Below are 24,286 nucleotides of genomic sequence, written 5' to 3'. Positions count from 1 at the left end.
GGCAGGTAGCGCGCATCCTTGCACCGGTGTTCGGAGGCCGTCCAGTAAGTGCACGCTTAGTAGGAGTTGCCCGAATCCGCATCTGTCAGACTTCGTCTGGTCACGCCTACTGTTCCCCGTCTGTCAGGATGGAGTCATGGGTCAGCCGGCGGAACGCGCATCTCGACAGGCAGCGGAGCCGGAGCTTCCGCCGGGTCAGCGGCTCCAGCGCGGCTGGCCGGTCACGCACTACGGGCCGGTGCCGAAGTTCCGGCCCGAGCGCTGGGAGTTCAGGGTCTTCGGGGCCACCGCGGACGGCGAGAAGCACTGCTGGACCCACGAGGAGTTCTCGGCCCTGCCGTACACCACCGTGGTCGGCGATCTGCACTGCGTGACGAAGTTCAGCATGCTGGGCGCCGAGTGGGGCGGAGTGGCGGCCCGTACGATCCTGGAACTCGCGCCGCCCGCGCCCGACGCCACCCACGTCATGGTCTGGGCCGAGTACGGCTTCAGTTCGAATCTGCGGATGGACGACTTCGCCTCCGACCGCACGATTTTCGCCACCCACAAAGGCGGTGAACTGCTCACCGCGGAGCACGGCTTCCCGCTGCGGCTCGTGGTCCCGCACCTGTACGCGTGGAAGGGCCCCAAGTGGGTCCGCGGCGTCGAGTACATGACCGCCGACCGCCGCGGCTTCTGGGAGGAGCGCGGCTATCACAACGTCGGGGACCCCTGGCGTGAGCAGCGCTACTCGTACCAGGAAGAGCCCGGGGACGGCCCCGAGCTCTAGCTGCCGGGTGCGGATGCCCGCTGGTCCACCGGGGTCGTGATCACGAACTCGGCACCCAGTGCGGATGCGCGTCCATCGCGCCGGGCCACAGGGCGGTCGGGCCCAGGTTTCCCTAGTCGCTCCTGAGCCCCTTGAGTCGCGCCACGTCCGCCGCGTGTCCCTCCTTGCCGCCGGGCGTCTCGATGATCAGCGGTACGCCCTCGGTGGCCGGGTGGCGCATCAGCTCGCGGAAGGGCTCCTCGCCGATGTGTCCGGTGCCGATGTTCTCGTGGCGGTCCTTGTGGGCGCCGACGACGTCCTTGGAGTCATTGGCGTGCACGAGCTTCAGGCGGCCCTCGCCGACCGTGTCCACGAGGAGATCCAGGGTCTGCTGCATGCCGCTCGGGCCCGTCAGGTCGTGGCCCGCCGCGTAGATGTGGCAGGTGTCCAGGCAGATGCCCAGCTTCGGGTGCGCGTCGAGTGCCTCGAAGTAGGGGCCGAAGTCCCAGGTGCGGGAGCAGAGCGAGGCGCCCTGGCCGGCCGTCGACTCCAGGAGCAGGAACGGGTCGTCGTCGTGCGTCAGCTCGTCGAGCAGCGGCAGCACGAGTTCGCGCACCTGCTTGAGGGCGACCCCCCGGTCGCGGCCGCCGGTCGCCGAACCGGTGTGCACGACGACTCCGAGCGCGCCGATCTCACGGCCCCGGCGCAGCGAGTGGCGAAGGGAGTCCACGGACTTCTCGGCGGTCGCCTCGGTGTGCGAGCCGAAGTTGATGAGGTAGGGCGCGTGGACGTACGCAGGGATGTTCCCGGCGGCGCAGGCCGCGCGGAACTCCTCGTCCTGCTTCGGATTGCCGGGCGGGGTCGCCCACCCGCGCGGGTTGGCGACGAAGACCTGGACGGCCTCGGCGGCGAGATCACGGGCGTACGACAGTCCTACGGAGGCGAGACCGCCGGCCACGGGGATGTGGGCGCCGACGGGGTTGCGGGACGCGGCGCCCAAGGACGCCGGACGGGGGGATTTGTTGCTGCTCACGCCGTCAAGGGTGGCACGTGGGCGGGGCCGGGCGGGCATCGGCCGGGGGTGGGCTTCGTCATCCCCGCCGGGGCGGAGGGGGCCCGCGCGGACCCCCGGGGGCCCAGGCTCAGCGGATCTCGATGGTGATCGTCGACCCCTTGGGGGCCTCGTCGCCCGCGTCCACCGACTGGTCCTTCACCGTGTCCCCGAAGAGGCCGAGCAGCCCGCGGTCCTTCTCCACCGCGAAGCCTTTCGACTCCAGCTTGTCCACGGCCTCGTCGACGCTCATCCCGGTGACGTCCGGGACCTCGACCATCGGGGGGCCCTTGGAGATCGTCAGCGTGACCGTGTCCCCCTCGGCGAGCGGCTTGTCCGCCACGGGGTCCTGCGCGGCGACGGCGCCCTTGTCCTCGTCGGAGTGGATGCGGGCCGACTTGATCTTCGCCTTCAGCCCGGCGTCCTCCAGGTCCGCTACGGCGTCGGCCTCGGACTCGCCCACCACGTCCGGCACCTCGACCTGGCGGCCCTTGCTGACGATCAGGGCGACGGCCGAGTCGGCCTTGCGGGTGAAGCCGGCCCGCGGGTCCGTACGCACCACGGAGCCCTTCGCGACGTCCTCGCTGAAGGTCTTGGTGACCATGCCGGGGGCGAGACCGGAGTTCTTCAGCTCCTTCTTCGCCTCGGCCAGCGGGATGCCCTTGACGTCCGGCACCTTCACCTTCTCCGGGCCCCGCGAGATGGTCAGCGTCACCTGGTCGTTCTGCCGGATGCGCTCGCCCGGTGCGGGGTCGGTCCCCATGACCGTGCCGCGCTTGTCGGTGTCGCTGTACTCGCGCTTGATCTCCTTGACCTCGAGGCCGGCTTCCGCCAGACGCTTCTCGGCCTGCGCCTCGGTCTTCGCCAGGAGCGGCGGGACCTCCGTGAACTGGCCGGAGTTGATGTACCAGACACCCGCGCCCAGGCCGAGGGCCAGGAGCACCGCGGCCACCACCGCGATCGTGCGGCGGCGCGGATCGAACGGGCCGCGCGAGCGCCGTGCCGGGGCGGGTGGCGCCGGCGGCGGTGTCGTCAGAACGCTGGTGCGGTTCAGGGCGTCCTGCCGGCCCTGCTCTGCCTCGGCCGAGAGCGGGAGTGGCAGCGGGAGCTGCGCCGAGCGGTCCGCGCGCGGGATCACGCTGGTGCGGTCCTCGGAGTTGTCATGGTGGCCGGGGGCGTCATGCTCCGCCGCGCGGGCCTGCGGCGGCACCGCGTCGAGCTGCTCCTCGGTGAGGGCGGCCCGCGCCTGGCGCAGCTGGGCGAGGAGGGCCACCGCGTCGTGCGGGCGGACGTCGGGGGTGCGGGCGGTGGCGGAGGCGACCAGCTCGTCGAGGGCGAAGGGGAGCCCCGGCACGGCCGCCGACGGGGGCGGCACGTCTTCGTTGAGGTGCTGGTAGAGCACCTGGGCGGGGGAGTCCCCGGAGTGCGGCTTCGCGCCGGTCAGCATCTCGTAGAGCACCACGCCGCAGGCGTACACGTCCACGCGCGTGTCCGCCGTGCCGTGCTCGATCTGCTCGGGAGCGAGATAGGAGACGGTGCCAAGGACGGTGCCGGTCGTGTTCGTGACGGTGTCCACCGCGCGTACGAGGCCGAAGTCGGCGACCTTCACCCGGCCGTCGTCCCCTATGAGGACGTTCTCGGGCTTCATGTCGCGGTGCACGAACCCGGCGCGGTGCGCGGCGCCGAGCGCGGCGAGGACCGGCTCCAGGATGTCGAGCGCGGCCCGCGGCTGGAGCGCGCCGCGCTCGCGCAGGACGTCACGCAGCGTGCAGCCTGCCACGTACTCCATCGCCAGATAGACGTACGCCCCGTCGGTGCCCTGGTCGAAGACGCCGACCACGTTCGGGTGCGAGAGGCGGGCGACCGACTTCGCCTCGCGGATGAAGCGCTCCACGAAGGAGGCGTCGGCCGCCAGCGTGGGGTGCATCACCTTGAGCGCGAGCACGCGGTCGAGGCGGGTGTCCACGGCCCGGTAGACCGTGGCCATCCCGCCGACCGCGATGCGCCCCTCGATCCGGTAACGGCTGTCGAGCAGCTGCCCGACGAGGGGGTCCTGAAGGGTCGTGTCCACGCAGGGGAGTCTACGAGCCCCCACCGACACCGTGGCCGGTGCGGTGGGCCCGCGGCCGGACTGCAGCGCAGCTGTGACCGTTCCCGCCGTCGCTCAGAACGCCGGCCGCTCCGGATCCAGCCGCGCCTTGCCCTCCGCGGGGGACGACGCCTCCGCGAAGTGGCGGCGGGGGATCCGCCCGGCCCGGTACGCGAGGCGGCCCGCCTCGACGCCGTGCCGCATGGCCTCCGCCATCAGGACCGGCTCCTGCGCCCGCGTCACGGCCGAGGCGAGCATCACACCCGCGCACCCCAGCTCCATGGCGAGCACCGCGTCGGACGCCGTGCCCGCGCCCGCGTCCAGGATCACCGGCACGCGCGCGTGCTCGACGATCAGCTGGAAGTTGTGCGGGTTGCGGATGCCGAGCCCCGAGCCGATGGGGGAGCCGAGCGGCATGATCGCCGCGCACCCCACGTCCTGGAGCTTGCGCGCGAGCACCGGGTCGTCGTTCGTGTACGGAAGGACCGTGAAGCCGTCGTCGACGAGGGTCTCGGCGGCGTCCAGGAGCTCGATCGGGTCCGGGAGCAGCGTGCGCTCGTCCGCGATCACCTCCAGCTTCACGAGATCCGTGCCGAGCGCCTCGCGTGCGAGACGGGCCGTGAGGACGGCCTCCCCGGCGGTGAAACAGCCCGCCGTGTTCGGCAGGACGCGGATGCCGAGCCGGTCCAGGACGGAGAGCACCGAGCCCTGCACGCCGGGGTCGAGGCGGCGCATGGCGACCGTGGTCAGTTCGGTGCCGGACGCGACGAGGGAGCGTTCGAGGACGTCGAGGCTGGGCGCCCCGCCCGTGCCCATGATCAGGCGCGAGGAGAGGGTGAGTCCGCCGATGACGAAAGGGTCGTCTGCCATGGTCGGATCAGCCTCCCTGGACTGCGGTGAGTACTTCGACGCGGTCACCGGCGGCGAGCACGGTGCCGGACCACCGCGCGCGCGGGACGACGGTTTCGTTGAGGGCGGCGGCGACACCGGAGTGGGCCGCCGTGAGGGTGGCGACGAGGGCTTCGAGCGTGGTGCCCGAGGTCACGTCGCGTACCTCTCCGTTGACGGAAACGGTGAAGGGCGTACTGGAGGCGGGCGTACTCATGCGGGTTGCTCCGTGAACGACTGCGTGGGCAGTGGCTGCGTAGGGGGTACGAGGGAGGGCTCGGTGAAGCGGCGCGGGGTGAACGGCCGCGCCTCGTCGGGAAGCTCACCGGTGGCCAGGGAGTGCGCCATGACGTCGCCCGTCAGGGGCGTCAGCAGGACGCCGTTGCGGTAGTGCCCGGTGGCCAGCTGGAGCCCGGGCAGCCGCGTCGGGCCGAGCAGGGGCGCGTTGTCGGGGGAGCCGGGGCGCAGGCCCGCGCGGGTCTCGGTCAACGGCAGCTCGGTGATGCCGGGCACGAGTTCGTGGGCGTCCCGCAGGAGTTCGTAGACGCCGCCCGCGGTGACCGTGGTGTCCCAGCCGAGCTCCTCGCTGGTGGCGCCGACGACGAGTTCGCCGTTCTCGCGGGGGACGAGGTAGAGGGCGCCACCGCGCACGACCGCGCGCACGGTGCGGCTCAGGAACGGCGCGTACGCCTTCGGCACCGTCAGGCGCAGCACCTGCCCCTTCACCGGCCGCACGGGCGGCAGGACGTCGTCGGGAACGCCCGCGAGGCGCCCGCTGAGGCTGCCCGCCGCCAGCACGACCTGGTCCGCGTGCAGTTCGGTGCCGTCCCCGAGGACGACTCCCCCGGCCCGGTCGCGTACGACCGAGAGCCGCTCGGCCCAGCCGCGGTGGAAGGTGACGCCCGCCCGCTCGCAGGCCACTAGCAGCGCCGCCGCGAGCCGGCGCGGGTCGACCTGGTGGTCGCCGTCGACCCGTAGCCCGCCCCGCACGCCCGGTGCGAGCATCGGCTCCAGGCGGCGGCACTCGCGGCCGCTCAGCCACTGCGACTCCAGGCCGGACCGGCACTGAAGGGCGTGCAGTTCGCGCAGGTGGGCGCGGTCGTCGGAGTCGAGCGCGACGGCGAGCGTGCCGCACGCGCGGTAGCCGAGGTCGCCGACACCGCGGTCGCTCGCCTCGGCCAGTTCGGCGGCGAAGTCCGGATAGCGCCGCGCGGATTCGAGGTTGAGTGCGAGCAGCGTCTGCTCGCCGTGGTGCAGTTCGGTGACGGCGGCCAGCATGCCGGCCGCCACCTGCGCGGCCCCGCCGCCAGGCTCGGGGTCGACGACGGCGACGGAGAGTCCGCGCTGCGCGGTCCGCCAGGCCGTGACCAGGCCGATGATGCCGCCCCCCACGACGAGGACGTCCGTCGGAGTCTTCGATTCCGCCGGTGGCGCACAGGATGGTGTGCGGGGTGGTGTACGTGGCTGCATGGGCGTCCAGCCCCTCCCTTCGCCGGCATGACCCGGATCAGGTTCGTACGGTCGGAGGCCGTCCCAGCCTCCCTCTCAGCCCGGTGCGTCCGGGCTCCCGCGAGTGCTCTGCACCGGCCACCCTAGCCCGTCGCCCCGCGCGGCAGTAGGGGAGCCGTGCCGCCATGGGCGGTGACGGTGTGTCAGAGATCTCCCCGCCCGCCTCTGAAGGCGCCGCCGTCCGCCGCCCTACAGTGATCGGGTGAGCGAGCAGCAGAGGCAGAGCGAGCGGCACGTCGTCATCGTCGGCGCCGGGATGGCAGGGGTGCAGACCGCCGTGGCCCTGCGTGAGCGGGGTTTCGCCGGTCCGGTCACCGTGATCGGCGCGGAACCCCACCAGCCGTACGACAGGCCGCCGCTGTCCAAGGCGGTGCTGCTCGGCAAGGCGGAGGGCTCCGCCTTCGACATCGACTTCGAGGCGCTCGGCATCGGGCTCCGCCTGGGCCGCGAGGTCACCGGGGTGCGCCCCGCGGACCATGAGCTGGACACGGCCGAGGGCCCGGTCGCCTATGACGTCCTGGTGCTCGCGACCGGCGCCGAGCCGATCCGGCTGCCGGGCACCGAGGGCGTTCCCGGCGTCCACCTCCTGCGCACCCTGGACGACGCCGCGCGGCTGCGGCCGGTACTCGCCGCGCAGCACGACATCGTGGTGGTGGGCGCGGGCTGGACGCGCCGGAGGTGCTGCGTGGAGCACGTGGCCGCGCGCCGGGTCGTGCATGCGACCGCCTGGCTGACCGGCTCCGGCATCGCCCTCGGCGCCCACGGGGAAGTCGTGGCCGACGACCACCTGCGCGCCTCGGTGCCCGACGTGTACGCGGTCGGCGACTGCGCCTCGTTCCCTTCCGGGCGGTACGGCGAACGACTGCTCGTCCACCACTGGGACAACGCCCTCCAGGGCCCGCGCACGGTCGCGGCGAACATCATCGGCGAGGACCCCGCGGCGTACGACCCGGTGCCGTACTTCTGGTCGGAGCAGTTCGGCCGCTTCGTGCAGTACGCGGGCCATCACACGCCGACGGACGAGCTGGTGTGGCGCGGCGACCCCACGGGCATGGCCTGGTCGGTCTGCTGGCTGCGGTCCGGCGCCCTGGTGGCGGTCCTCGCGGTGGGCCGCCCCCGGGACCTGGCCCAGGGCCGCAAACTGATCGAGTCAGGCACCCGCCTGGACCCCACTCTGACGGCAGACCCGTCGGTGCCCCTGAAAAAGGCAGCGCTATAACGCCCCTGCCAGGGGCGCGGGGAACTGCGCGCCCAGCCCTCACGCACCCGCACCCGGTCACGCGCCCCCGGACCGCCGGGCGCGGTGCCGTCCGCTGTAGGCCTCCGGCCAGAGATACGCTGGGACGGTGACCGAGATTGACGCAAAGACCGATGCTCTCGTCCCCGCCTGGCTCCACCTCCCCGACATCGCGGAAATGCTCGACGTCGAGGTGACGCGCGTACGCCAGCTGGTCAAGGACGGCCAGCTGATCGCCGTACGCCGTGGTGAGAACCGGACGCTCCAGGTGCCGGCCGCCTTCATCGACGGCGACAAGGTCGTCAAGGGCCTCGTCGGCACCTTGACGCTCCTGAGGGACGACGGTTTCTCCGACGAAGAGATGCTCGAGTGGCTCTTCACCCCCGACCCGACCCTGCCCGGCACCCCCGCGCAGGCACTGAGCGAGAATCGCGGCACGGAGGTGAAGCGCCGCGCCCAGGCGCTCGCCGTCTGAGCAGGCGCCCGTCGTCTGACTGAACACACCGTTCGGGATGCGGGCCGCGCGACGCGCGGCCCGCACGCCCACCGACACCGGGGGGACTTCTCCATGGCCGCCGACCACCCGCGCGCCCAGCTCGCCGACGCCCGGCTCTACCTGTGCGTGGATGCCCGCAAGCGTCAGGGAGACCTCCCCGACTTCCTCGACGCCGTCCTCGCGGGCGGCGTCGACATCGTGCAGCTGCGCGACAAGGGCATGGAGGCGGCCGAGGAGCTGGAGCACCTCCAGGTCTTCGCCGACGCCGCCCGGCGCCACGGCAAGCTCCTCGCGGTGAACGACCGCGCGGACGTCGCGCACGCCATCGGCGCCGACGTCCTCCACCTGGGCCAGGGCGACCTGCCCGTCCCCGCGGCCCGCGCCATCCTCGGCGGCAGCGACGACGTACTCATCGGCCGCTCCACGCACGCCGAGTCCGAGGCCGCCGCGGCCGCCGTCCAGGAGGGCGTGGACTACTTCTGCACCGGCCCCTGCTGGCCCACCCCCACCAAGCCGGGGCGTCACGCCCCGGGCCTCGACCTGGTCCGCTACACGGCCTCCCTCGGCACGGACCGCCCCTGGTTCGCCATCGGCGGCATCGACGCGGGCAACCTCGACGAGGTGCTCGAAGCGGGCGCGCGCCGCGTCGTCGTCGTACGGGCGATCAGCGAGGCCGACGACCCGGGCGCCGCGGCGGCGGATTTCGCGAAGCGGCTGCGTACGGCCGACTGAGCACCTGCTCGGCACTCGCTCGGTGGTGTCCGATCCGTGTCCGATCCGTGGACAAGAAACCGGCAAATGGGATGAAATCCCCAGGCCCGGTTGGGTGACCGCCAGGGCCTGGCTAACCTGCCCGTATGGCCCTAGGCACAGCTTCCACCAGGACTGACCGCGCGCGCACCGTGCGCGACATGCTCGCGACCGGCAAGACGACGTACTCCTTCGAGTTCTCCGCGCCGAAGACCCCGAAGGGCGAGCGGAATCTGTGGAACGCGCTGCGCCGGGTCGAGGCGGTCGCCCCGGACTTCGTCTCCGTCACCTACGGAGCGGGTGGTTCGACGCGCACCGGCACGGTCAAGGAGACCCAGCAGATTGTCGCCGACACCACGCTGACGCCCGTCGCCCACCTGACCGCGGTCGACCACTCCGTGGCCGAGCTGCGCAACATCATCGGGCAGTACGCGGACGCCGGGATCCGGAACATGCTGGCGGTCCGCGGCGACCCGCCCGGCGACCCGCTCGGCGAGTGGGTCGCGCACCCCGAGGGCCTCACCTACGCCTCCGAACTGGTCGAACTCATCAAGGAGTCCGGCGACTTCTGCGTGGGCGTCGCGGCCTTCCCCGCCATGCACCCCCGCTCGCCCGACTGGGAGTCCGACACCCGGCACTTCATCGACAAGTGCCGGGCCGGCGCGGACTACGCGATCACGCAGATGTTCTTCGACCCGGAGGAGTACCTGCGGCTGCGCGACCGCGTCGAGGCGGCGGGCTGCGCGACGCCGATCATCCCCGAGATGATGCCGGTCACCAACGTGCGCCAGCTCGACCGGCTGCCGCAGCTCAGCAACGCCGTGTTCCCGGCCGAGCTGAAAGACAGGATCCTCGCGGCCAAAGAGGATCCCGCCGCTGTACGCTCCATTGGCATCGAGTTCGCGACGGAGTTCTGCGCGCGATTGCTGGCCGAAGGCGTGCCGGGATTGCACTTCATCACGCTCAACAACTCCACGGCGACGCTGGAAATCTACGAGAATCTTGGTCTGCACCAGCAGGCTTGAACGGCAGTACCCCGTACCCACGGGCGGCGGCCGTAGGGGAGTGGGGCGTACATGGGCTGGACGGTCCTCTACATCGCGTTCGGATTCGTCGCGCTGTGGCTGCTGGGCGAGGTGCTGCTCCAGTACAAGGCCAGGCTGCGCTGGCGGCTGCTGGCGTTCGTGGGCTTCCTGGGCGTCGTCGTCGGCGTGGTGATGTCGTCGGTCCCGGTCATCGCGGCCGGCGCCATCGCCTTCGCGGTCGGCCAGACGTACGTGACGCTGTCGTTCCGCCGGGGCTTCTCCACCGGCTGGGCGCTGGGCGGGAAGCCGGGCCTCAGCAAGCGCCGCAAGAAGCCGTCCCAGGGCGCGGCCGCCGCGCAGGAGCCGACGCTCCAGGTGTCCGACCTGGAGTACGAGCAGGCCCCGCCGCCGCCCGCGCACGCCCCCGGGGTCTACGAACCGGAGCCGCTGCCCGACGACACCGGGCAGTACGGCGTCTACACCGACGCCGCGCACGCCCCGCCGGCCGCGGGCGACGCCTACCACGGTGACGGCGGCCAGGGCTATGACGCCGCCGCCTACACCGGCTACGACCAGCAGAACTACCACTACGACGAGACCGGCCACCAGCAGTACGCCGCGTACTCGGACCCGTACGTCGGCACGCAGACCTACGGCGCCCGGCAGAGCTACGACGCCTACGGCGACCAGCAGCAGTACGCCCCCTACGGCGGCGACACCTACGGCGGGCTCGGCGAGGTCTACAACGACACCCCGCCCGGCGGCGTCTGGGTGCCGCACCAGCGCACCACCGACGAGCCGTACGGCGGCGAACTCCCGGCGGAGCAGCCGTATCCGTACCAAGGCGGGCAGACCGGCGGCCACTCCGGCGGATACGACGACTCCGGCTACGACTCGGGCCACAACGAACAGCAGTACCGCTACTGACCCGCTGCTCACCGGCCCCTTGAGGTCACTGCGAGCCGCGGAACTCCGGTCCCTCGACGATCAGCCCGGCGACCAGCGCGCCCGACATGCCCGCGTGGGGCAGGCCGCCGCCGGGGTGCGACCAGCCGCCGACCGCGAAGAGGCCCGGCAGGCGGGTGCTGTTGGCCGGGTGCAGGAGCGCGCCGTCGGCCGCGGCGAGCGCCGGGGCCGGGACAGAACCGCCGTCGGCGCCGGTGGCCTCCGCGATGTCCGCCGGGGTGTGCGCCCGGTGCCACAGGAGGCGTTCGCGCAGGCCGGGGAGCACGGCCTCGGCGCGGGAGATCACGCGCTCGACGTCGGCCGGGGAGACCTCCAGGTGTGCCGGGACCGTCACCGTGAGCGTCACCGCTTCGTGTGCGCCGTCGGGCGTGAGATCGGGGTCGTCGGGGCGCAGCACCGTGACCGTGGGGGAGGCGGGCAGGCCGGGCCGCTCTCCGAAGAGGCGGTCGAGCTCGTCCTGACGGTCGGCGGAGTGCAGCACCGTCCGGTGCGGGGTGCCCTCGGGGCGGGCGCCGGAGAGGGCCAACAGGACCGTCAGACGGCTGGGCATCCCGGAGCGTGCGGGCACATCACCCTCCGACCGTATGTTCACACCGGGCAGCATTCCGGCCAGGACGGCGGGCGCCACGCCGGCGACGGCGAAGTCCGCCTCGGCCGTCGTGCCGTCGGCGAGCTCCACGCCCGCGGCCCGGCCGTCCTTCTCGACGATCCGGACCACCGCCGCGTCGAACACGAACTCGACCCGGCGGGCCAGGCACCGCTCGTACACCGCCTCGGCCAGCGCGCGCAGACCGCCTCGCACCGACCAGGTGCCGAACGTCTGCTCCAGGTACGGCAGGACGGCCGAGCTCGCCGGGGTCGTGCGGGGGTCGAGGCCGTGCGCCAGGGCGAACTGCTCCAGGAGCGCGACAAGGCGGGCGTCGCCGCCCAGCTCCAGCTCACCGATCTCGCTGAGCGTGGCCGCGCGGCGCTCGCGGCGCAGCAGGCGCTTGTGGGGCACCGCGGGGTAGGGCTCGCGGGAGCCGAGCACCTCCCAGTTGGGGTACAGCGGCTCTTCGAGCAGGGGGCGGCGGGTGCGGTCCCAGGTCTCCCTGGCGCGGTTCATGAACGCCGCCCAGCGGGCGCCCGCGCCGTCGCCGAGCGCCGCGTCCAGGGCCTCGCCGACGCCCGCGCGTGAGGCGTTCGGCAGGTCCGTCGTGGTGCCGTCGGCGAAGACATGGCGCACGGCGGGCTCCACCTGGGAGAGCTCGACGCACTTCTCCAGAGGTTCCTTGCCGGTCTTGACGAACAGGTCGCGGTAGACCGCGGGGAGCGGGAGCAGTCCCGGTCCGGTGTCGAAGGCGAAGCCATCCCGCTCGACGCGGCCGAGCGCGCCGCCGTAGGTCCGCCCGCGTTCGTACACCACCACCCGGTGGCCCGCGACGGCCAGCCGGGCGGCCGCCGTCATCGCGCCCATCCCGGCGCCGATCACCACAATCCGTGCCATGCCAGGGACCTTATCGGCCGCCACTGACAGTCACGCCGCGGCCCCGGCCTCAGAGCGGGGGCGGTCCCGTCCGTGCCGCCAGCCGCTTCTCCTCGCGCCGCTGCGCCCTGCGCCGCAGGAACCTGCGGATGCGGGAGATCAGGAAGAACAGCAGGAAGAGGCCGAGCAGCAGGAGCACGGCCGCGATGATCGCCGCGGCCTCGGGGTAGAACATCGCGAAGGAGATGATCCCGCCGACCCCGAGGTCCTCGGCCGTGCTCATCACGACGTTGCTGAACGGCTCCGGCGAGGTGTTGATCGCCATCCGTGTCCCGGCCTTCACCGCATGGCTGGCCAGCGCCGTCGACCCGCCCACGGCGCCCGCGGCGAGGTCGGGGAGGGAGCCGCTCTGCCCCGCGAGGAGCGCCCCCACCACGGCTCCGGAGACCGGCCGGATCACGGTGTGCACCGTGTCCCAGACCGAGTCGACGTACGGGATCTTGTCGGCGACGGCCTCACAGACGAAGAGCACACCGGCCACAATCAGCACGTCCGGCCGTTGGAGCGCCTCGGGGATCTCGTCGCTGATCCCGGTCGCGCCGAAGACGCCGAGCAGCAGGACAACGGCGTACGCGTTGATCCCGCTCGCCCAGCCGCTGGTGAACACCAGGGGGAGTACGGACACGGACGCGATCGTAACCACTCCGGGACGAGGCGGCCTGAGGTGGCGCCCGCACGCCTGAGTATCCGTACCTAGTCGGTGAGATGAGTACGCGCGCGGATGGGCTCCGACCTGCGCGGACGGCAGAGTGTGGGGCACGGAGAAGGGCGCGGCGCCGGTACCGCCGACACGGGGCGGCGGAACGGCGCAGCGCCCTTGACCGCTCCTTCCGCCGCGAGGCGGGAGCGAGGTACGGGGGTGACTCGGGGGAACGACCACACGGGGGTCGCACGGGGGCTACGGGGGACACGAAGAAGCGCCGGTCCGGTGCCGCCTGGAGAACAGGGGGTACCGGACCGGCGCCGTCGTCTGCGCGCGGAAGGCGGCCGCTACGCGCGCGTGCCGCTCACCCGGCCCTGCAACAGGCGGGACAGGGCCGCGTGCACGTCGTCCAGGGAGCGCTCCGGCTGGAAGGCCTGCCAGTCGAGGGCGGCCACCAGCACCATGCCGACGAGCGCCGCCGCCGTCAGCGGGATGTCGATCTCCTCGCTCAACTCGCCGTTCCCGACGCCCTCGCGCAGCACGTCCTCGACGACCGCGACGGCCTGCTGCCTGACCACCAGGAGGGTGGACTGCCAGGCGCGGTTGGTGCGCCACAGTTCGGCGACGTACAGCTGGGTGAAGGCCGGATAGCGGTTGATGAAGACGAGACCGGCCCTGATCATCGCGTCGAGGGCGTCGACCTTGCTGCCGCCGTTCTTGGCCGTCGCCTCGGCCGCGTCCTTCAGGGAGGCGGTGAGCAGGCCGACGCCGTGCCGCAGCAGCTCTTCGAAGAGGACCGATTTGCTCGCGAAGTTGTAGTAGACGGTGCCCTTCGCGACCCCGGCCCGTTCGGCGATCTCGTCGACCGTCGTCGCGGAGAAACCCTGCTCCGCGATGAGGGTGACGGCTGCCTCGTAGAGCTTCTGCCGGGTGGCCTCGCGGCGGGTGCTGCCTGCACTGCTGTCCATGGCCCTGATTCTCACAGGTCCGCCGGGCTCCCCGGCTCCGCCGTGGTCACAGGCTCAGCTCCGGATGCAGCCGGTCAAGGGTCCATACCTGCTTGCGGTGGGCGGAGAGCGCGGTGAGCGCGAGGGCGCCCACGGTGAAGGCCGCCAGGACCCCGCACGCCAGCCATACGGGTGCCAGGCCGCCGCCGGTGATCAGTCTGCGCAGGGCGTCGACGACGTGGCTCATCGGCAGGTAGGGGTGGACCGCGCCGAAGAAGCCGGGGCTCGTCTGCACGGGATAGGTGCCGCCCGCCGACGTCAGCTGGAGCATGAGCAGGGCGAGGACGAGGATCCGCCCGGCCGCTCCGAAGCGGGCGTTGAGCCACTGCACGATGGCCGCGAAGCACGCCGTGACCAGGAACAGGAACCCGATCGTGCCGGCCGCCCTGGCCATCTGGAGACCGAGGCCCCAGTGCAGGACGGACATGAGGGCCACCGTCTGGAGCACCCCGAGGGCCGCCACCGGCAGCCAGCCGGCCAGCGCGATGCGCCACGCGGAGGCACCGGCGGCGAGCGCGCGCCGGTTGAGCGGCTGGATCAGCATGTACGCCACCATCGCGCCGACCCACAGGGAGAGCGGAATGAAGTAGGGCGCGAAGCCGGTGCCGTAGTTGGGCGCCTTGTGCAGCGACTGCGAGGCGAGCTGTACGGGGTCGGCCATGACGCCGGTGCGGTCGTCGCGGTCCTTCTTGCCGTAATCGGGGATCTTCTTGACGCCGTCGTGCAGCCCGCCGGACAGCTTCGCGGAACCGTCGGCCAGCTTGAACATGCCGCCCTTGAGGTCGCTCGCGCCCGTCTCCAGCTTGGTGATGCCCGCGTCCAGGTCGCTCGCCCCGGTCTTGGCGGTGCCGAGGCCGGTGTGCAGCTTCCTGGCGCCGGCGGCGACCTTGCCCGCGCCCTTGTTCAGCTCGTTGATCTGCGTGACGGCCCTCTCCAGGTCCTCGTCGAGGTGCGGGGCCCGGTCGGCGAGCTCCTGCGACTTCTTCTGGAGCGTGGCCAGGTGCCTGTCGAGCTTCTTGACGTCGCCGCTGTGGTCCTTGATCAGCGTGTTCATGTCGTCCGCGAGGGCCGACACGTTCTCCGCGGCCTTCTTGGCCTCCTTGATCTCCGGGCAGGCCGGGTCCGGCACGGGGGCCGTCTCGCAGCGCTTGGTGTAGAAGGCCCCGAGGGTCTTGGAGCCCTCCTCGGCGCCCTTGGCGGCCGCGGGAGCGAGCTTGACCCACGTGTGCAGGTTGCGGCGCATCGCCTTGGAGGAGTCGGCGACCAGCTGGGCGGTGTCCCCGATGGTCTTGCCGTTGTCCTTGAGGAAGGGCCGCACCTTCTCGGCGGTGCCGTTGACCTTGCCGGCGAGCTTCCGCGTGCCGTCCGCGACCCGCTGGGAGCCGCTCTTCAGCTCACCCGCGCCCTTGTGGAGCTTCTTCACGCCCGAGGCCAGGTCGCCGCTGCCGTCCTTGGCGTCACCGAGACCCTTCGCGAGGTCCGTCGTGCCCTTCTTCGCCTTGCCGATGCCGCCGTCGAGCTTGTCGGCGCCCTCGGCGGCCTTCTGCGTCTTGCCGTGGATGTCGGAGAAGGAGATGAAGATCTTGTCGAGGAAGGAGCGCGAGGCCTTCGTGGACGCGGCCGTGCGCACCTCGGAGAAGACCGTCCGCGAGATCTGCCCGACGATGTAGTTGTTGGCGTCGTTCGTACGGACCCGCAGAGCGCCCGTCTCCGGAGAGTCCCCCGAACTCGACGCGATGCGCTTGCTGAAGTCCGACGGCATGGTCAGCGACAGGTAGTACGTCCCGTCCTCGACGCCCTTGCGCGCCTCGGCGTCGGTGACCTCGTGCCACTCGAAGGTCTTGCTGTCGCGCAGCCCCTCGACGATGGAATCGCCCGCCGCGAGCTTCTTGCCCTGCGCGGTGGCCCCCTTGTCCTCGTTGACGAGGGCCACGGGGATGCGGTCGAGACGGCCGTACGGGTCCCAGAAGGAGCACAGGTACAGCGCGCCGTACAGCAGGGGCAGCAGCAGGAGCGCCACGAGCGCGGCGCGCGGCAGCTTTCCCCTGCCGAAGCGCCTGAGCTCAAGCGCGGCGAGCTTCGGCGAGCGCATCCGCCGTCTCCTTGTCGTCGTCGGTGCGGTGCCGTTCCTGAGCCGCTTCGTGGGTGCCGGTGCGCACCACGACCGCGCCGTCCGGCGCCTCGCTGCACACCGCCACGACGGTCGTCCCGCTCTCGGCGAGGGACTTCAGCAGGCCCCAGGCCTCGGCCCGTTCGGCGTCCGGGAGCTTGAGGTCGGTGTCGTCGACGCCGAGGACGCTCGGCCGGCCGATCAGCGCCAGGGCGACGGACAGCCGCAGGGCCTCCAGCCGCTCCAGGTCGCGTACGGAGGTCCGCCGCCCCTTGGGCAGCGACTCCATGTCGAGCCCGGCGGCTGCCAGCGCGGTCTCTACGCGTGAGCGCATCTCGGCCGCCCGCTCGGTGCGCGGCCTCAGGAGTCCCCACAGCGGCCCGCCGAACCGCCGCTCCAGCAGGGCGCGTTCGTGCAGGTGCTCCGCGACGGTCAAAGCCGGGTCGAGGTCGGTGATGCCCGGCACGGGCCCGAGCCCGCTGATCCGGCGCACCGCCGCGAGCTGCTTCGGAAGATGATGCCGTCCCACGCGCGCGTGGCCCTCGGTGGCGCGCATACGTCCCGTCAGAGCGAGCAGCAGACAGGTGCGGCCCGACCCCGACGGGCCCTCCAGCGCGATCAGCGACCCGGGCTCCGCGTCGAAGCCGACGCCGCGGAACGCCCAGCCCCGCGGCCCCTTGAGCCCGAGGCCCTCGGCGGTGACGGCGGCTCCGGGCACGCCGTCGGTCGGACCGTCCACAGTCCCCCCCTGCCCCTCTTTGAACCGTCTTTTGAACTGACTGGTCAGTACAAAAGTAGGCCCGAACCCCCGCTCGAGGCAAAGGGCCAGGTCAGAGCCGATTGTCAGTGGCGTACTCCACGATGGGTACATACGGCCACTGCGCCGTCACACGACGACAGGAGGTTCGTCATGGCCAGCACTTCCGCGGCAGCCGCACGTCGGCACCCCGCCGTCGGCCACGCACCCTCGACCGCCGGCCCGGCGAGCGACGTCCACCCCGTCCTGCGCCGCGCGACCGCCCCGCCCGCCGCACTCGAACTGCTCGCCCAGGCCCACGCCGGCATCGACGAGGCCGCCCGCCTGGACGCCCCGCACGAGCGCTATGCCACCGCCCACCTCGCCGCCCTGCGCACCGCGGCCGCCGTCCTGGCCGCGCGCGGCCGCCCCGAGACGACCCCGCGCCGCAGGCAGCGCATCCGCAGCGCCTGGGAAGTCCTGCCGGAGATAGCCCCCGAACTGACCGAGTGGAGCGCACTGTTCGCCTCCGGCGCCGCCCGCAGGGCGCGCGCCGAGGCGGGCATTCAAGGCGCCGCCACCGCCCGCGACGCCGACGACCTGCTCCGTGACGTGGCGATGTTCCTGCGTCTGGTCGAGCGGATGCTGGTGCTCCAGCCCGTGCTGCCCCAGCCGAGGCAGGAGCCGCCGGACGCGAGCTGACCGGCACGTCCGCGCCCGTGGACAGGTGACAAGGGCACTGCGCGGCAGGCAATAGGGTGGGGGAAATCGCACCCACGCGCCGAGGAGTCAACTGCCGTGTCGGACCCGATGCGCCCGCCCGCCTCCCACCACCACGCTCAGACGGCGTCGCCGCGCTCGGACTCCTCGGATTCCTCGGGAGCCCCCCGGCCCCGCGCGTCGCTGCGTACCGCCGTGGTCTGGGACGTCCTGAAGGAAGCCCTCGACCGCCGCGTCGAGGTCACGGGCCGTCAGGCGCGCACCGAACTCGACGTGCTCGACACCGGAGGCGGCAGCGGCAACTTCGCGGTGCCCGTCGCCCGGCTCGGCCACCGCGTCACCGTCGTCGACCCCAGCCCCAACGCCCTGTTCGCCCTGGAGCGCAGGGCCGCCGAGGCCGGGGTCGCCGACCGCGTGCGCGGCGTCCAGGGCGACGTGCTCGGCCTCTTCGACGTCGTCGAGCGCGGCGGCTTCGACGCCGTCCTGTGTCACGGCGTCCTGGAGTACGTGGACGACCCGGCCGAGGGCGTGCGCCTCGCCGTCGACGCGCTGCGCCCCTCCGGAGTGCTCAGCCTGCTCGGCGCCGGACTCGGCGGGGCCGTGCTCGCGCGCGCCCTCGCTGGCCACTTCAAGGAGGCCCGGACGGCGCTCACCGACCCGGCGGGCCGCTGGGGCGCGGGCGACCCCGTGCCGCGCCGCTTCACCGCCGAGCAGCTCACCGAGCTGGTCGAGGCCGCGGGCGTACGCGTCGACGCCGTGCACGGCGTGCGGGTCTTCGCCGACCTGGTCCCCGGCGTCCTCGTGGACACCGAGCCCGGCGCCCTGGACGCCCTCCTGGCGCTGGAGGCCGCCGCCGCCGAGCTGCCCGCCTTCCACTCCGTGGCCACCCAGCTGCATGTGCTCGGTGAGGCGCGCGGGCCCCGAGGTGGCACGGCGGCCTGAGGTACGGGCGTGGCTGCCCCGCTGATCAGGGACGCAACCGCACATGGAGTACGCCACAGGACCCCCGAACGGGCTACTGGCGCCGTATGATCGAAGGACACCGTCCTGCATGACGGTCCGGCCGCCGGGGAATGCACGCTTCAGCGAGCCGGAGCGATGTGAAGGTCCGGTTTGGCGAAGTTGGCGCAGAGGGGCGGGTTTCACGGGGGCGATTCCCTGCCTATCCTGAAGGGGACCCCCGGTCGCCCCGGCGACTGCACGATGAGGAGGACTCCGTGCCGCTCTCGGAGCACGAGCAGCGCATGCTCGAGCAGATGGAGCGAGCGCTGTACGCCGAAGATCCCAAGTTCGCGACAGCGCTTGAGGGAAGCGGGCTGCGTACGTACACCCGGAAGCGGGTCTACCAAGCGGTCGTGGGCTTCCTGGTGGGCATCGCCCTTCTCATGGCCGGAATGGTCGCCCAGCAGATCTGGATCAGCGTGGTGGGGTTCCTCGTCATGCTGGGCTGCGCGGTGCTCGCCGTCACCGGTTGGCGCAAGGCCCCGAAACCGGGCGAACAGCCCGCGGGCGCGGCCACGGCGCAGGGTGGGCCCCATGCCCGCAGACAGACGAGGCAGCGTCGTTCCGTCATGGACCGCATCGAGCAGCGGTGGCAGCGCCGCCGCGACGAACAGCAGGGCGGTCAGTGAGCCCGGCCCGGCAAGGCTGACCGAACAGACTTGATGAGCGTGTGTAAGGGGTGACCGCCCTGGTGGGCGGTCACCCCTTACCTGTGCGTGCGCTTACGCATGCCTCCGCGTCAGCGCCGCCCACCGCTTGGCGGCCCGCTCGCTCCAGCGGGCGCTCGACGCCGACCAGCGGTCCGAGACCGCCCACACCACCCGTGCGGCCGAACGCGGCGCGAGCGTCGCCCGCAGCCGGGCGGAGCGGGTCGACGTGGCGTGCAGTCCTTCCCGTACGCGCAGCACGTCCTGCGAGAGCCCTGTCACCGGAAGTCGCGGGCTCGGAGCGTAGAGCGCCTGCTCCACGGCGGTCGCCACCCGGTGGACGGCCTCCGCGGGCCCCGACGGCAGCTGCCCGATGCGGACGATCCGCGCGGCGGCGTTGCGCGGGGTCTGTGACTCGTCCGGCTCAATGCCGTGGTCCCAGGCCGTGTCGGTCACTTCGAGCCAGGCGGCCAGGGTCCGCGCGACGGCGTCCCCCGGTGTACGACCGCCGGCGCCGAGCCGCGCCGACCGCATCCGGGTCCGCCACAGCATCGGCAGCACGGGCAGCGTGACGACGAGCAGGACCGCGAGGGCCACCAGGACGATCATCTGGATGGGTGGCCCGTCACCACCCGAACCAGCGGCGACCTGCGGCGCGGCGCTCGCGCAGCCGCCCTGCTTGCGCACGTCCGGCGGGCAGCTGTCGGACGCCGAGGGCGCCGTGGACGGCTCCGAGGAGCGGGCCGGCTCCGGGGCGTCCGGGTCGCTCGCGTCGCCCGAGGGGACATCGGAGCGGGTGTACTCGGGCACCGTGCCCCGGCTCGGCGTCGGCTCGAAGCGGGTCCAGCCCACGCCTTCGAAATACAGCTCGGGCCAGGCGTGCGCGTCCCGCAGCCCGACCGACATCGTGCCGTCGGCCTGCGCGGAACCCGGCGTGAAGCCCACCGCGACGCGGGCCGGGATGCCGAGCGTGCGCGCCATGGAGGCCATCGCGAAGGAGAAGTGGACGCAGAAGCCTTCCTTCTGCCGCAGGAACTTCTCGATCGCGGCGGGTCCGCTGCCCGCCCGCACCTGGGTGTTGTACGTGAACCCGCCGTCCGAGGCGAAGTAGTCCTGGAGCTTGACCGCCTGCTCGTAGGGGTTCGCGGAGCCCTTGGTGACCCGGCGGGCCGTGGCCCCGACCAGCCCCGGCAGCGAGTCAGGGACCTTGGTGAACTCTTTCCGCAGGTCCGCGGGGGGCGATGGAGCGTCCGCGAGTTGCTCGGCGGTGGGCTCCACGACCAGGCTCTTGACCTCGTAACGGGCGCCGCGCGTGGTCTGGCCCCGGTCGCCGACGAGGGCGCGGCCCACCGGCTCGTACCGCCAGCGGCCGCCGATCTTCACGTCGCTGGCCGGGAAGGGCATCGGCAGCCAGTTCTGCGCGTAGCCGTCGGCGGCGGAGATGTTCGTCTGGATCTCGCTCCTGCGGACGTCCGGGAGCAGACCCCGTGGCGTCGGCAGGGGAGAGGGCACGTCCTCGATGCTCCGGACGGTGGTCTTCCACGTGGTGCCGTCGAACTGGTCGAGCGAGACGATCCGCAGATACAGGTCGTCGGTCCGCTCGGCGTTCGTCCGGTAGGTGATGACCTCGCGGTCCTCCGGCTGGTTCAGGCTGTCCTGGAGCGCGACCAGGGGATTGACGGCGGAGATCGTCCCGCCGCCGCCCGAGCCGCCCCCGCCGGGGCCACCGGAACCGTCCAGGAGACCGCCGTCCAGGGCCGGCAGGGCGAGCGGCACCACCAGGGCGATGCCGAGGGCGAGGGCGCCGATGCGCCGGCCCGTGCGGACCGGGGCGATCGCCCCGCCGCCGCTCTCCAGGCCCCCGGAGACCCGCCCCGGAGCGCGCGCCGCGCCGCCGAACACCCGGCCCCACTGGGAGATCCGGTCCCTGCCCTCCGCCAGGAGCAGCAGCAGGTATCCGGCCGAGGCGAGCAGGAACCACAGCCATCCCGCGCCGTCCCCGGAGAGCCCCGCCGCGACCGAGTACAGCGCGAGCAGCGGCAGCCCGGCCGGGGCCGCCGTACGGAACGTCACCGCGAGGGCGTCCACCGCGAGGCCGATCACCAGGACGCCGCCGACCAGCATCAGCCGGATGCCGTCACTGAGCGGCGCCGGAATCGCGTACCGCCCGACGTCCTCGCCGCCCGCCTCAAGGAGCACCGCGAACCGCCGGAACACGTCGGGGCCCGGCAGGATGCCCGCGATGGCCTGCTCGCGGGCGAAGACCAGGGTGAGCAGCAGCAGCGACACCAGCGCCTGCACGGCCACGGTGAGCGTCCTGGCCAGCGGCAGCCGCCGGGCCAGCGCGCCGACCCCGCTCTGCACCACCAGCAGGATGACGGCCTGCACGAACCACGTCGCCGGATCGACGAGCGGCAGTAACGCGCTCGACGCCATCAGTGTCGCCGCGGTGGCACACAGCGCGAGCCGCGCGCGTCCGCTCATGACCGTCCCCCCACTGTCGTACGTCCCTGCCGTGCTACCGGGCCTCCCGCGCGCGGGTGCCCCGGCGATCCGTACCGCGTCCTCATGCCCAGCCCCCGGTCGTGGTCCCCGTCGCGGGTGCCGGGCCCGCGCTCGTGCGCGCGTGGTCGGCCCGGCGCCACAGGTCCGTCAGGCTCGCCCCCGGCGGCACGGTGAGGGCCGTCCAGCCCGCCTCGCGCAGCAGCTGCACCCGTACGTCACCGGCGCCGGCCGGCACACCGCCGGAGCGCTGCGCCCACACGGTGCTGTCCAGGACGAAGGCGACCGCGGCGCCGCTGCGCTGACGCATCTTGGCGACCACCGCCGCCTGTTCCTCGTCGAGGTCGCCGAGGAAGGCGATGAGGAGGCCTTCATTGCCCCCGCGCAGCACGTCGTACGCACGGGAGAGCCCGGCGCCGTCCGAGTGCTCGATCACCGCGAGGGTGTCCATCATCAGCCCGGCCGCGTCCGCCGACTCCTGGCTCGCGCCCGCGAAGCCGTCCGAGCCCTCGCCCGGCACGGAGGTGCCGGTGTCGGTCAACAGCCTGACCGAGAAGCCCCGTTCGAGCATGTGCACCAGGGCCGAGGCCGTGCCCGACACCGCCCACTCGAAGGCCGAGTCGGGCCCGGCGCCCCGGAAGCCGGTGCCCCGGGTGTCCAGGAGCACCGTGCAGCGGGCGCGCTGCGGCTGCTCCTCGCGGCGGACCATCAGCTCGCCGTAGCGCGCGGTGGAGCGCCAGTGGACGCGGCGCAGGTCGTCGCCGTGGCGGTACCCGCGCGGGATGACGTCGTCCTCACCGGCGAGCGCCAGCGAGCGGTTGCGCCCGTCGCCGTACCCCTTGGCCTCGCCCGAGAGCCGCACCGGGGGCAGCGCCTCCACGCGCGGGATGACCGTCAGGGTGTCGTACGTCGAGAAGGAGCGGGTCAGCTCGCACATCCCGAACGGGTCCGTCAGGCGCAGCTGCAGCGGCCCCAGCGGATAGCGTCCGCGCAGGTCGGAGCGGACGCGGTAGGACACCTCGCGGCGCCCGCCCGCCTCGACCCGGTCGAGCACGAACCGGGGCCGGGGCCCGAGGACGTAGGGCACCCGGTCCTGGAGCATCAGCAGTCCCGTGGGCAGTCGCGAGACGTTGTCCATGCGCAGGTGGACGCGGGCCTCCGAACCGGCCGGCACGCGCCCGGGGGAGAGCCTGCGGCTGCCCGCCACGCGGTACCGGGTGCGGAAGAGGACCACGGCGCAGACCAGCGGCAGTACGGCGAGCAGCAGCCCGACGCGCAGCAGGTCGCTCTGGCCGAGGACGTAGGCGCAGATGGCGGCGGCGATGCCCGCCGCCAGGAAGGAACGCCCGCGTGTGGTCAGGCCCGCGAGAGCCGTGCGCAGCCCGCCCTTGTCGCCCTCGGCGGGACCCGCAGGACCCGCTGGCGCCGTCATCACAGCCTCCGCGTGCCGGGCGGCTGCGGGGCGAAGAAGGCGCCGTTGCCCGGCTGGGCGGCGGCGGGGACGGGGGTGTGCTGGAGGATCTCCAGGACGACGGATTCGGCCGTGCGGCGGTTCAGCTGGGCCTGCGCGGTGGGCAGCAGGCGGTGCGCGAGGACCGCGACGGCCAGCGCCTGTACGTCGTCCGGCAGGGCGAACTCCCGGCCGCTGAGCGCCGCGGAGGCCTTGGCGGCGCGCACCAGGTGCAGCGTGGCGCGCGGCGAGGCCCCGAGTCTCAGGTCGGGGTGGTTGCGCGTGGCGGAGACCAGGTCCACCGCGTACCGCCGCACGGTGTCGGCCACGTGGACCGTGCGCACCGCGTCGATGAGCTTCACGATGTCGTGGGCGTGCGCCACCGGCTGGAGGTCGTCCAGGGGCGAGACGCCGCCGTGCACGTCGAGCATCTGGAGCTCGGCCTCCGGCCCCGGATAGCCGATCGAGACGCGCGCCATGAAGCGGTCGCGCTGCGCCTCGGGCAGGGGGTAGGTCCCCTCCATCTCCACGGGGTTCTGCGTGGCCACGACCATGAAGGGGCTGGGCAGTTCATAGGTCTGCCCGTCGATGGTGACCTGGCGCTCCTCCATGGACTCCAGGAGCGCGGACTGCGTCTTCGGAGAGGCGCGGTTGATCTCGTCGCCGATCACGATCTGCGCGAAGATGGCGCCCGGCTTGAACTCGAAGTCCCTGCGCTGCTGGTCGAAGATGGACACACCGGTGATGTCCGACGGCAGCAGGTCCGGCGTGAACTGGATCCGCCGCACCGAGCAGTCGATGGACCGCGCCAGTGCCTTGGCGAGCATGGTCTTGCCCACGCCCGGCACATCCTCGATGAGCAGATGCCCCTCGGCGAGGAGCACGGTCAGCGAGAGCCGTACGACCTCCGGCTTGCCCTCGATCACACCCTCCACCGACCTGCGGACACGCTCCGCTGTGGTGGTCAGATCTGTGAGGCTCGCTCGATCGTCATACGTCGTCACCCGGCCCTCCTCGGCCCTGCCCCGCGCTCCTGAGGAGCAGGGGGTACCCCATTTCCGGGCCGCCGCTCAAGCGCACGACCCGGTCCACCCCGAATTCACCGGCACCACGCGTGAATGGTGTGCGTGGTGCCACCCCCGCATTGTTGTTGGGCGTACCGGGTCGTGTCACTCGCCTGTGGAT

Annotated in this window: 22 protein-coding genes and 1 riboswitch; of the genes, 9 read left to right on the top strand and 13 right to left on the bottom strand. The window is 72.7% G+C overall.

All coding sequences use genetic code 11. The features are described 5' to 3' along the window. Positions 1-136 precede the first annotated feature (136 nt). Entirely contained in the window at positions 137-769 is a 633-nt protein-coding gene (locus KKZ08_RS10220; protein WP_223774151.1) for a sulfite oxidase-like oxidoreductase, read from the top strand. Positions 770-881: 112 nt separating this feature from the next. Here the strand turns inward: KKZ08_RS10220 and KKZ08_RS10215 are convergent, their stop codons facing one another. From KKZ08_RS10215 to thiO, 5 genes are all read right to left on the bottom strand, one after another. Next, positions 882-1,781, bottom strand: coding sequence for a deoxyribonuclease IV (locus KKZ08_RS10215; protein WP_223774150.1), 900 nt, complete (start codon positions 1,779-1,781; stop codon positions 882-884). A gap of 109 nt (positions 1,782-1,890) precedes the next feature. After that, positions 1,891-3,870 carry a Stk1 family PASTA domain-containing Ser/Thr kinase gene (gene pknB / locus KKZ08_RS10210; RefSeq protein WP_223774149.1) on the bottom strand — a complete coding sequence of 660 codons (1,980 nt, stop codon included), beginning with the start codon at positions 3,868-3,870 and terminating at the stop codon, positions 1,891-1,893. 93 nt (positions 3,871-3,963) lie between these two features. Next, positions 3,964-4,758, bottom strand: coding sequence for a thiazole synthase (locus tag KKZ08_RS10205; protein WP_223774148.1), 795 nt, complete (start codon positions 4,756-4,758; stop codon positions 3,964-3,966). A gap of 7 nt (positions 4,759-4,765) precedes the next feature. Continuing rightward, entirely contained in the window at positions 4,766-4,993 is a 228-nt protein-coding gene (gene thiS, locus KKZ08_RS10200) for a sulfur carrier protein ThiS (protein WP_223774147.1), read from the bottom strand. Continuing rightward, positions 4,990-6,246 (bottom strand): glycine oxidase ThiO, encoded by a 1,257-nt coding sequence (thiO, locus tag KKZ08_RS10195; protein WP_223774146.1) that lies wholly within the window; start codon positions 6,244-6,246, stop codon positions 4,990-4,992. The genes thiS and thiO overlap by 4 nt, the downstream gene beginning before the upstream one ends. Then, a riboswitch (TPP riboswitch) is annotated at positions 6,244-6,357 on the bottom strand. Its footprint overlaps the gene before it by 3 nt. Positions 6,358-6,487: 130 nt before the next feature. Here thiO and KKZ08_RS10190 point away from each other — a divergent pair. The 5 genes from KKZ08_RS10190 (at position 6,488) to KKZ08_RS10170 (ending at position 10,720) form a co-directional block, all read left to right on the top strand. Continuing rightward, entirely contained in the window at positions 6,488-7,504 is a 1,017-nt protein-coding gene (locus tag KKZ08_RS10190; protein WP_223774145.1) for an FAD-dependent oxidoreductase, read from the top strand. A 127-nt stretch (positions 7,505-7,631) separates the two neighbouring features. Continuing rightward, the gene (locus KKZ08_RS10185) at positions 7,632-7,997 is read left to right on the top strand and encodes an Rv2175c family DNA-binding protein (RefSeq protein ID WP_205037939.1); all 366 of its coding nucleotides are present in this window, start codon (positions 7,632-7,634) and stop codon (positions 7,995-7,997) included. A 93-nt stretch (positions 7,998-8,090) separates the two neighbouring features. Then, positions 8,091-8,750 (top strand): thiamine phosphate synthase, encoded by a 660-nt coding sequence (gene thiE / locus KKZ08_RS10180; RefSeq protein WP_223774144.1) that lies wholly within the window; start codon positions 8,091-8,093, stop codon positions 8,748-8,750. Between the two features lie 125 nt (positions 8,751-8,875). Next, complete coding sequence (gene metF, locus KKZ08_RS10175) at positions 8,876-9,793, top strand: methylenetetrahydrofolate reductase [NAD(P)H] (protein ID WP_223774143.1); 918 nt, start codon at positions 8,876-8,878, stop codon at positions 9,791-9,793. Between the two features lie 51 nt (positions 9,794-9,844). Beyond that, positions 9,845-10,720, top strand: coding sequence for a hypothetical protein (locus KKZ08_RS10170; protein WP_223774142.1), 876 nt, complete (start codon positions 9,845-9,847; stop codon positions 10,718-10,720). A 25-nt stretch (positions 10,721-10,745) separates the two neighbouring features. Here the strand turns inward: KKZ08_RS10170 and KKZ08_RS10165 are convergent, their stop codons facing one another. The 5 genes from KKZ08_RS10165 to KKZ08_RS10145 all read right to left on the bottom strand — a co-directional run bounded on the left by KKZ08_RS10165 (position 10,746) and on the right by KKZ08_RS10145 (position 16,783). After that, a complete protein-coding gene (locus KKZ08_RS10165) occupies positions 10,746-12,245 on the bottom strand; it encodes an NAD(P)/FAD-dependent oxidoreductase (RefSeq protein WP_223774141.1) in 1,500 nt (499 codons plus the stop codon). 49 nt (positions 12,246-12,294) lie between these two features. Continuing rightward, complete coding sequence (locus tag KKZ08_RS10160; protein WP_223774140.1) at positions 12,295-12,909, bottom strand: DUF4126 domain-containing protein; 615 nt, start codon at positions 12,907-12,909, stop codon at positions 12,295-12,297. 365 nt (positions 12,910-13,274) lie between these two features. After that, positions 13,275-13,895, bottom strand: a complete 621-nt coding sequence (locus tag KKZ08_RS10155; RefSeq protein WP_223774139.1) for a TetR/AcrR family transcriptional regulator — start codon at positions 13,893-13,895, stop codon at positions 13,275-13,277. A gap of 46 nt (positions 13,896-13,941) precedes the next feature. Next, positions 13,942-16,026 carry a YhgE/Pip domain-containing protein gene (locus KKZ08_RS10150; RefSeq protein ID WP_223774138.1) on the bottom strand — a complete coding sequence of 695 codons (2,085 nt, stop codon included), beginning with the start codon at positions 16,024-16,026 and terminating at the stop codon, positions 13,942-13,944. Beyond that, positions 15,998-16,783, bottom strand: a complete 786-nt coding sequence (locus tag KKZ08_RS10145; RefSeq protein WP_223774137.1) for an ATP-binding cassette domain-containing protein — start codon at positions 16,781-16,783, stop codon at positions 15,998-16,000. The genes KKZ08_RS10150 and KKZ08_RS10145 overlap by 29 nt, the downstream gene beginning before the upstream one ends. A 171-nt stretch (positions 16,784-16,954) precedes the next feature. Between KKZ08_RS10145 and KKZ08_RS10140 the strand changes: the two genes are divergently transcribed. From KKZ08_RS10140 to KKZ08_RS10130, 3 genes are all read left to right on the top strand, one after another. Next, positions 16,955-17,482, top strand: coding sequence for an SAV_6107 family HEPN domain-containing protein (locus tag KKZ08_RS10140; protein WP_223774136.1), 528 nt, complete (start codon positions 16,955-16,957; stop codon positions 17,480-17,482). 96 nt (positions 17,483-17,578) lie between these two features. Next, positions 17,579-18,442, top strand: coding sequence for a methyltransferase (locus KKZ08_RS10135; RefSeq protein ID WP_223774135.1), 864 nt, complete (start codon positions 17,579-17,581; stop codon positions 18,440-18,442). 275 nt (positions 18,443-18,717) lie between these two features. Beyond that, positions 18,718-19,131, top strand: a complete 414-nt coding sequence (locus tag KKZ08_RS10130; protein WP_223774134.1) for a DUF3040 domain-containing protein — start codon at positions 18,718-18,720, stop codon at positions 19,129-19,131. 93 nt (positions 19,132-19,224) lie between these two features. On the opposite strand, the gene KKZ08_RS10125 is transcribed toward KKZ08_RS10130, so the two are convergent. From KKZ08_RS10125 to KKZ08_RS10115, 3 genes are all read right to left on the bottom strand, one after another. Then, on the bottom strand, positions 19,225-21,633 hold the full coding sequence (locus KKZ08_RS10125) for a transglutaminaseTgpA domain-containing protein (RefSeq protein ID WP_223774133.1): 2,409 nt from the start codon (positions 21,631-21,633) through the stop codon (positions 19,225-19,227). Positions 21,634-21,715: 82 nt separating this feature from the next. Further along, positions 21,716-23,083, bottom strand: coding sequence for a DUF58 domain-containing protein (locus KKZ08_RS10120; RefSeq protein WP_223774132.1), 1,368 nt, complete (start codon positions 23,081-23,083; stop codon positions 21,716-21,718). Further along, positions 23,083-24,105: a MoxR family ATPase gene (locus KKZ08_RS10115; protein ID WP_223774131.1), complete on the bottom strand. Its 1,023-nt coding sequence runs from the start codon at positions 24,103-24,105 to the stop codon at positions 23,083-23,085. Before KKZ08_RS10115 ends, KKZ08_RS10120 begins: the two co-directional genes overlap by 1 nt. Between the last annotated feature and the right edge of the window lie 181 nt (positions 24,106-24,286).

It is taken from the genome of Streptomyces sp. 135 (assembly GCF_020026305.1).
GTDB lineage: Bacteria > Actinomycetota > Actinomycetes > Streptomycetales > Streptomycetaceae > Streptomyces.
This window is presented reverse-complemented; position numbering and strand designations above follow the sequence as displayed.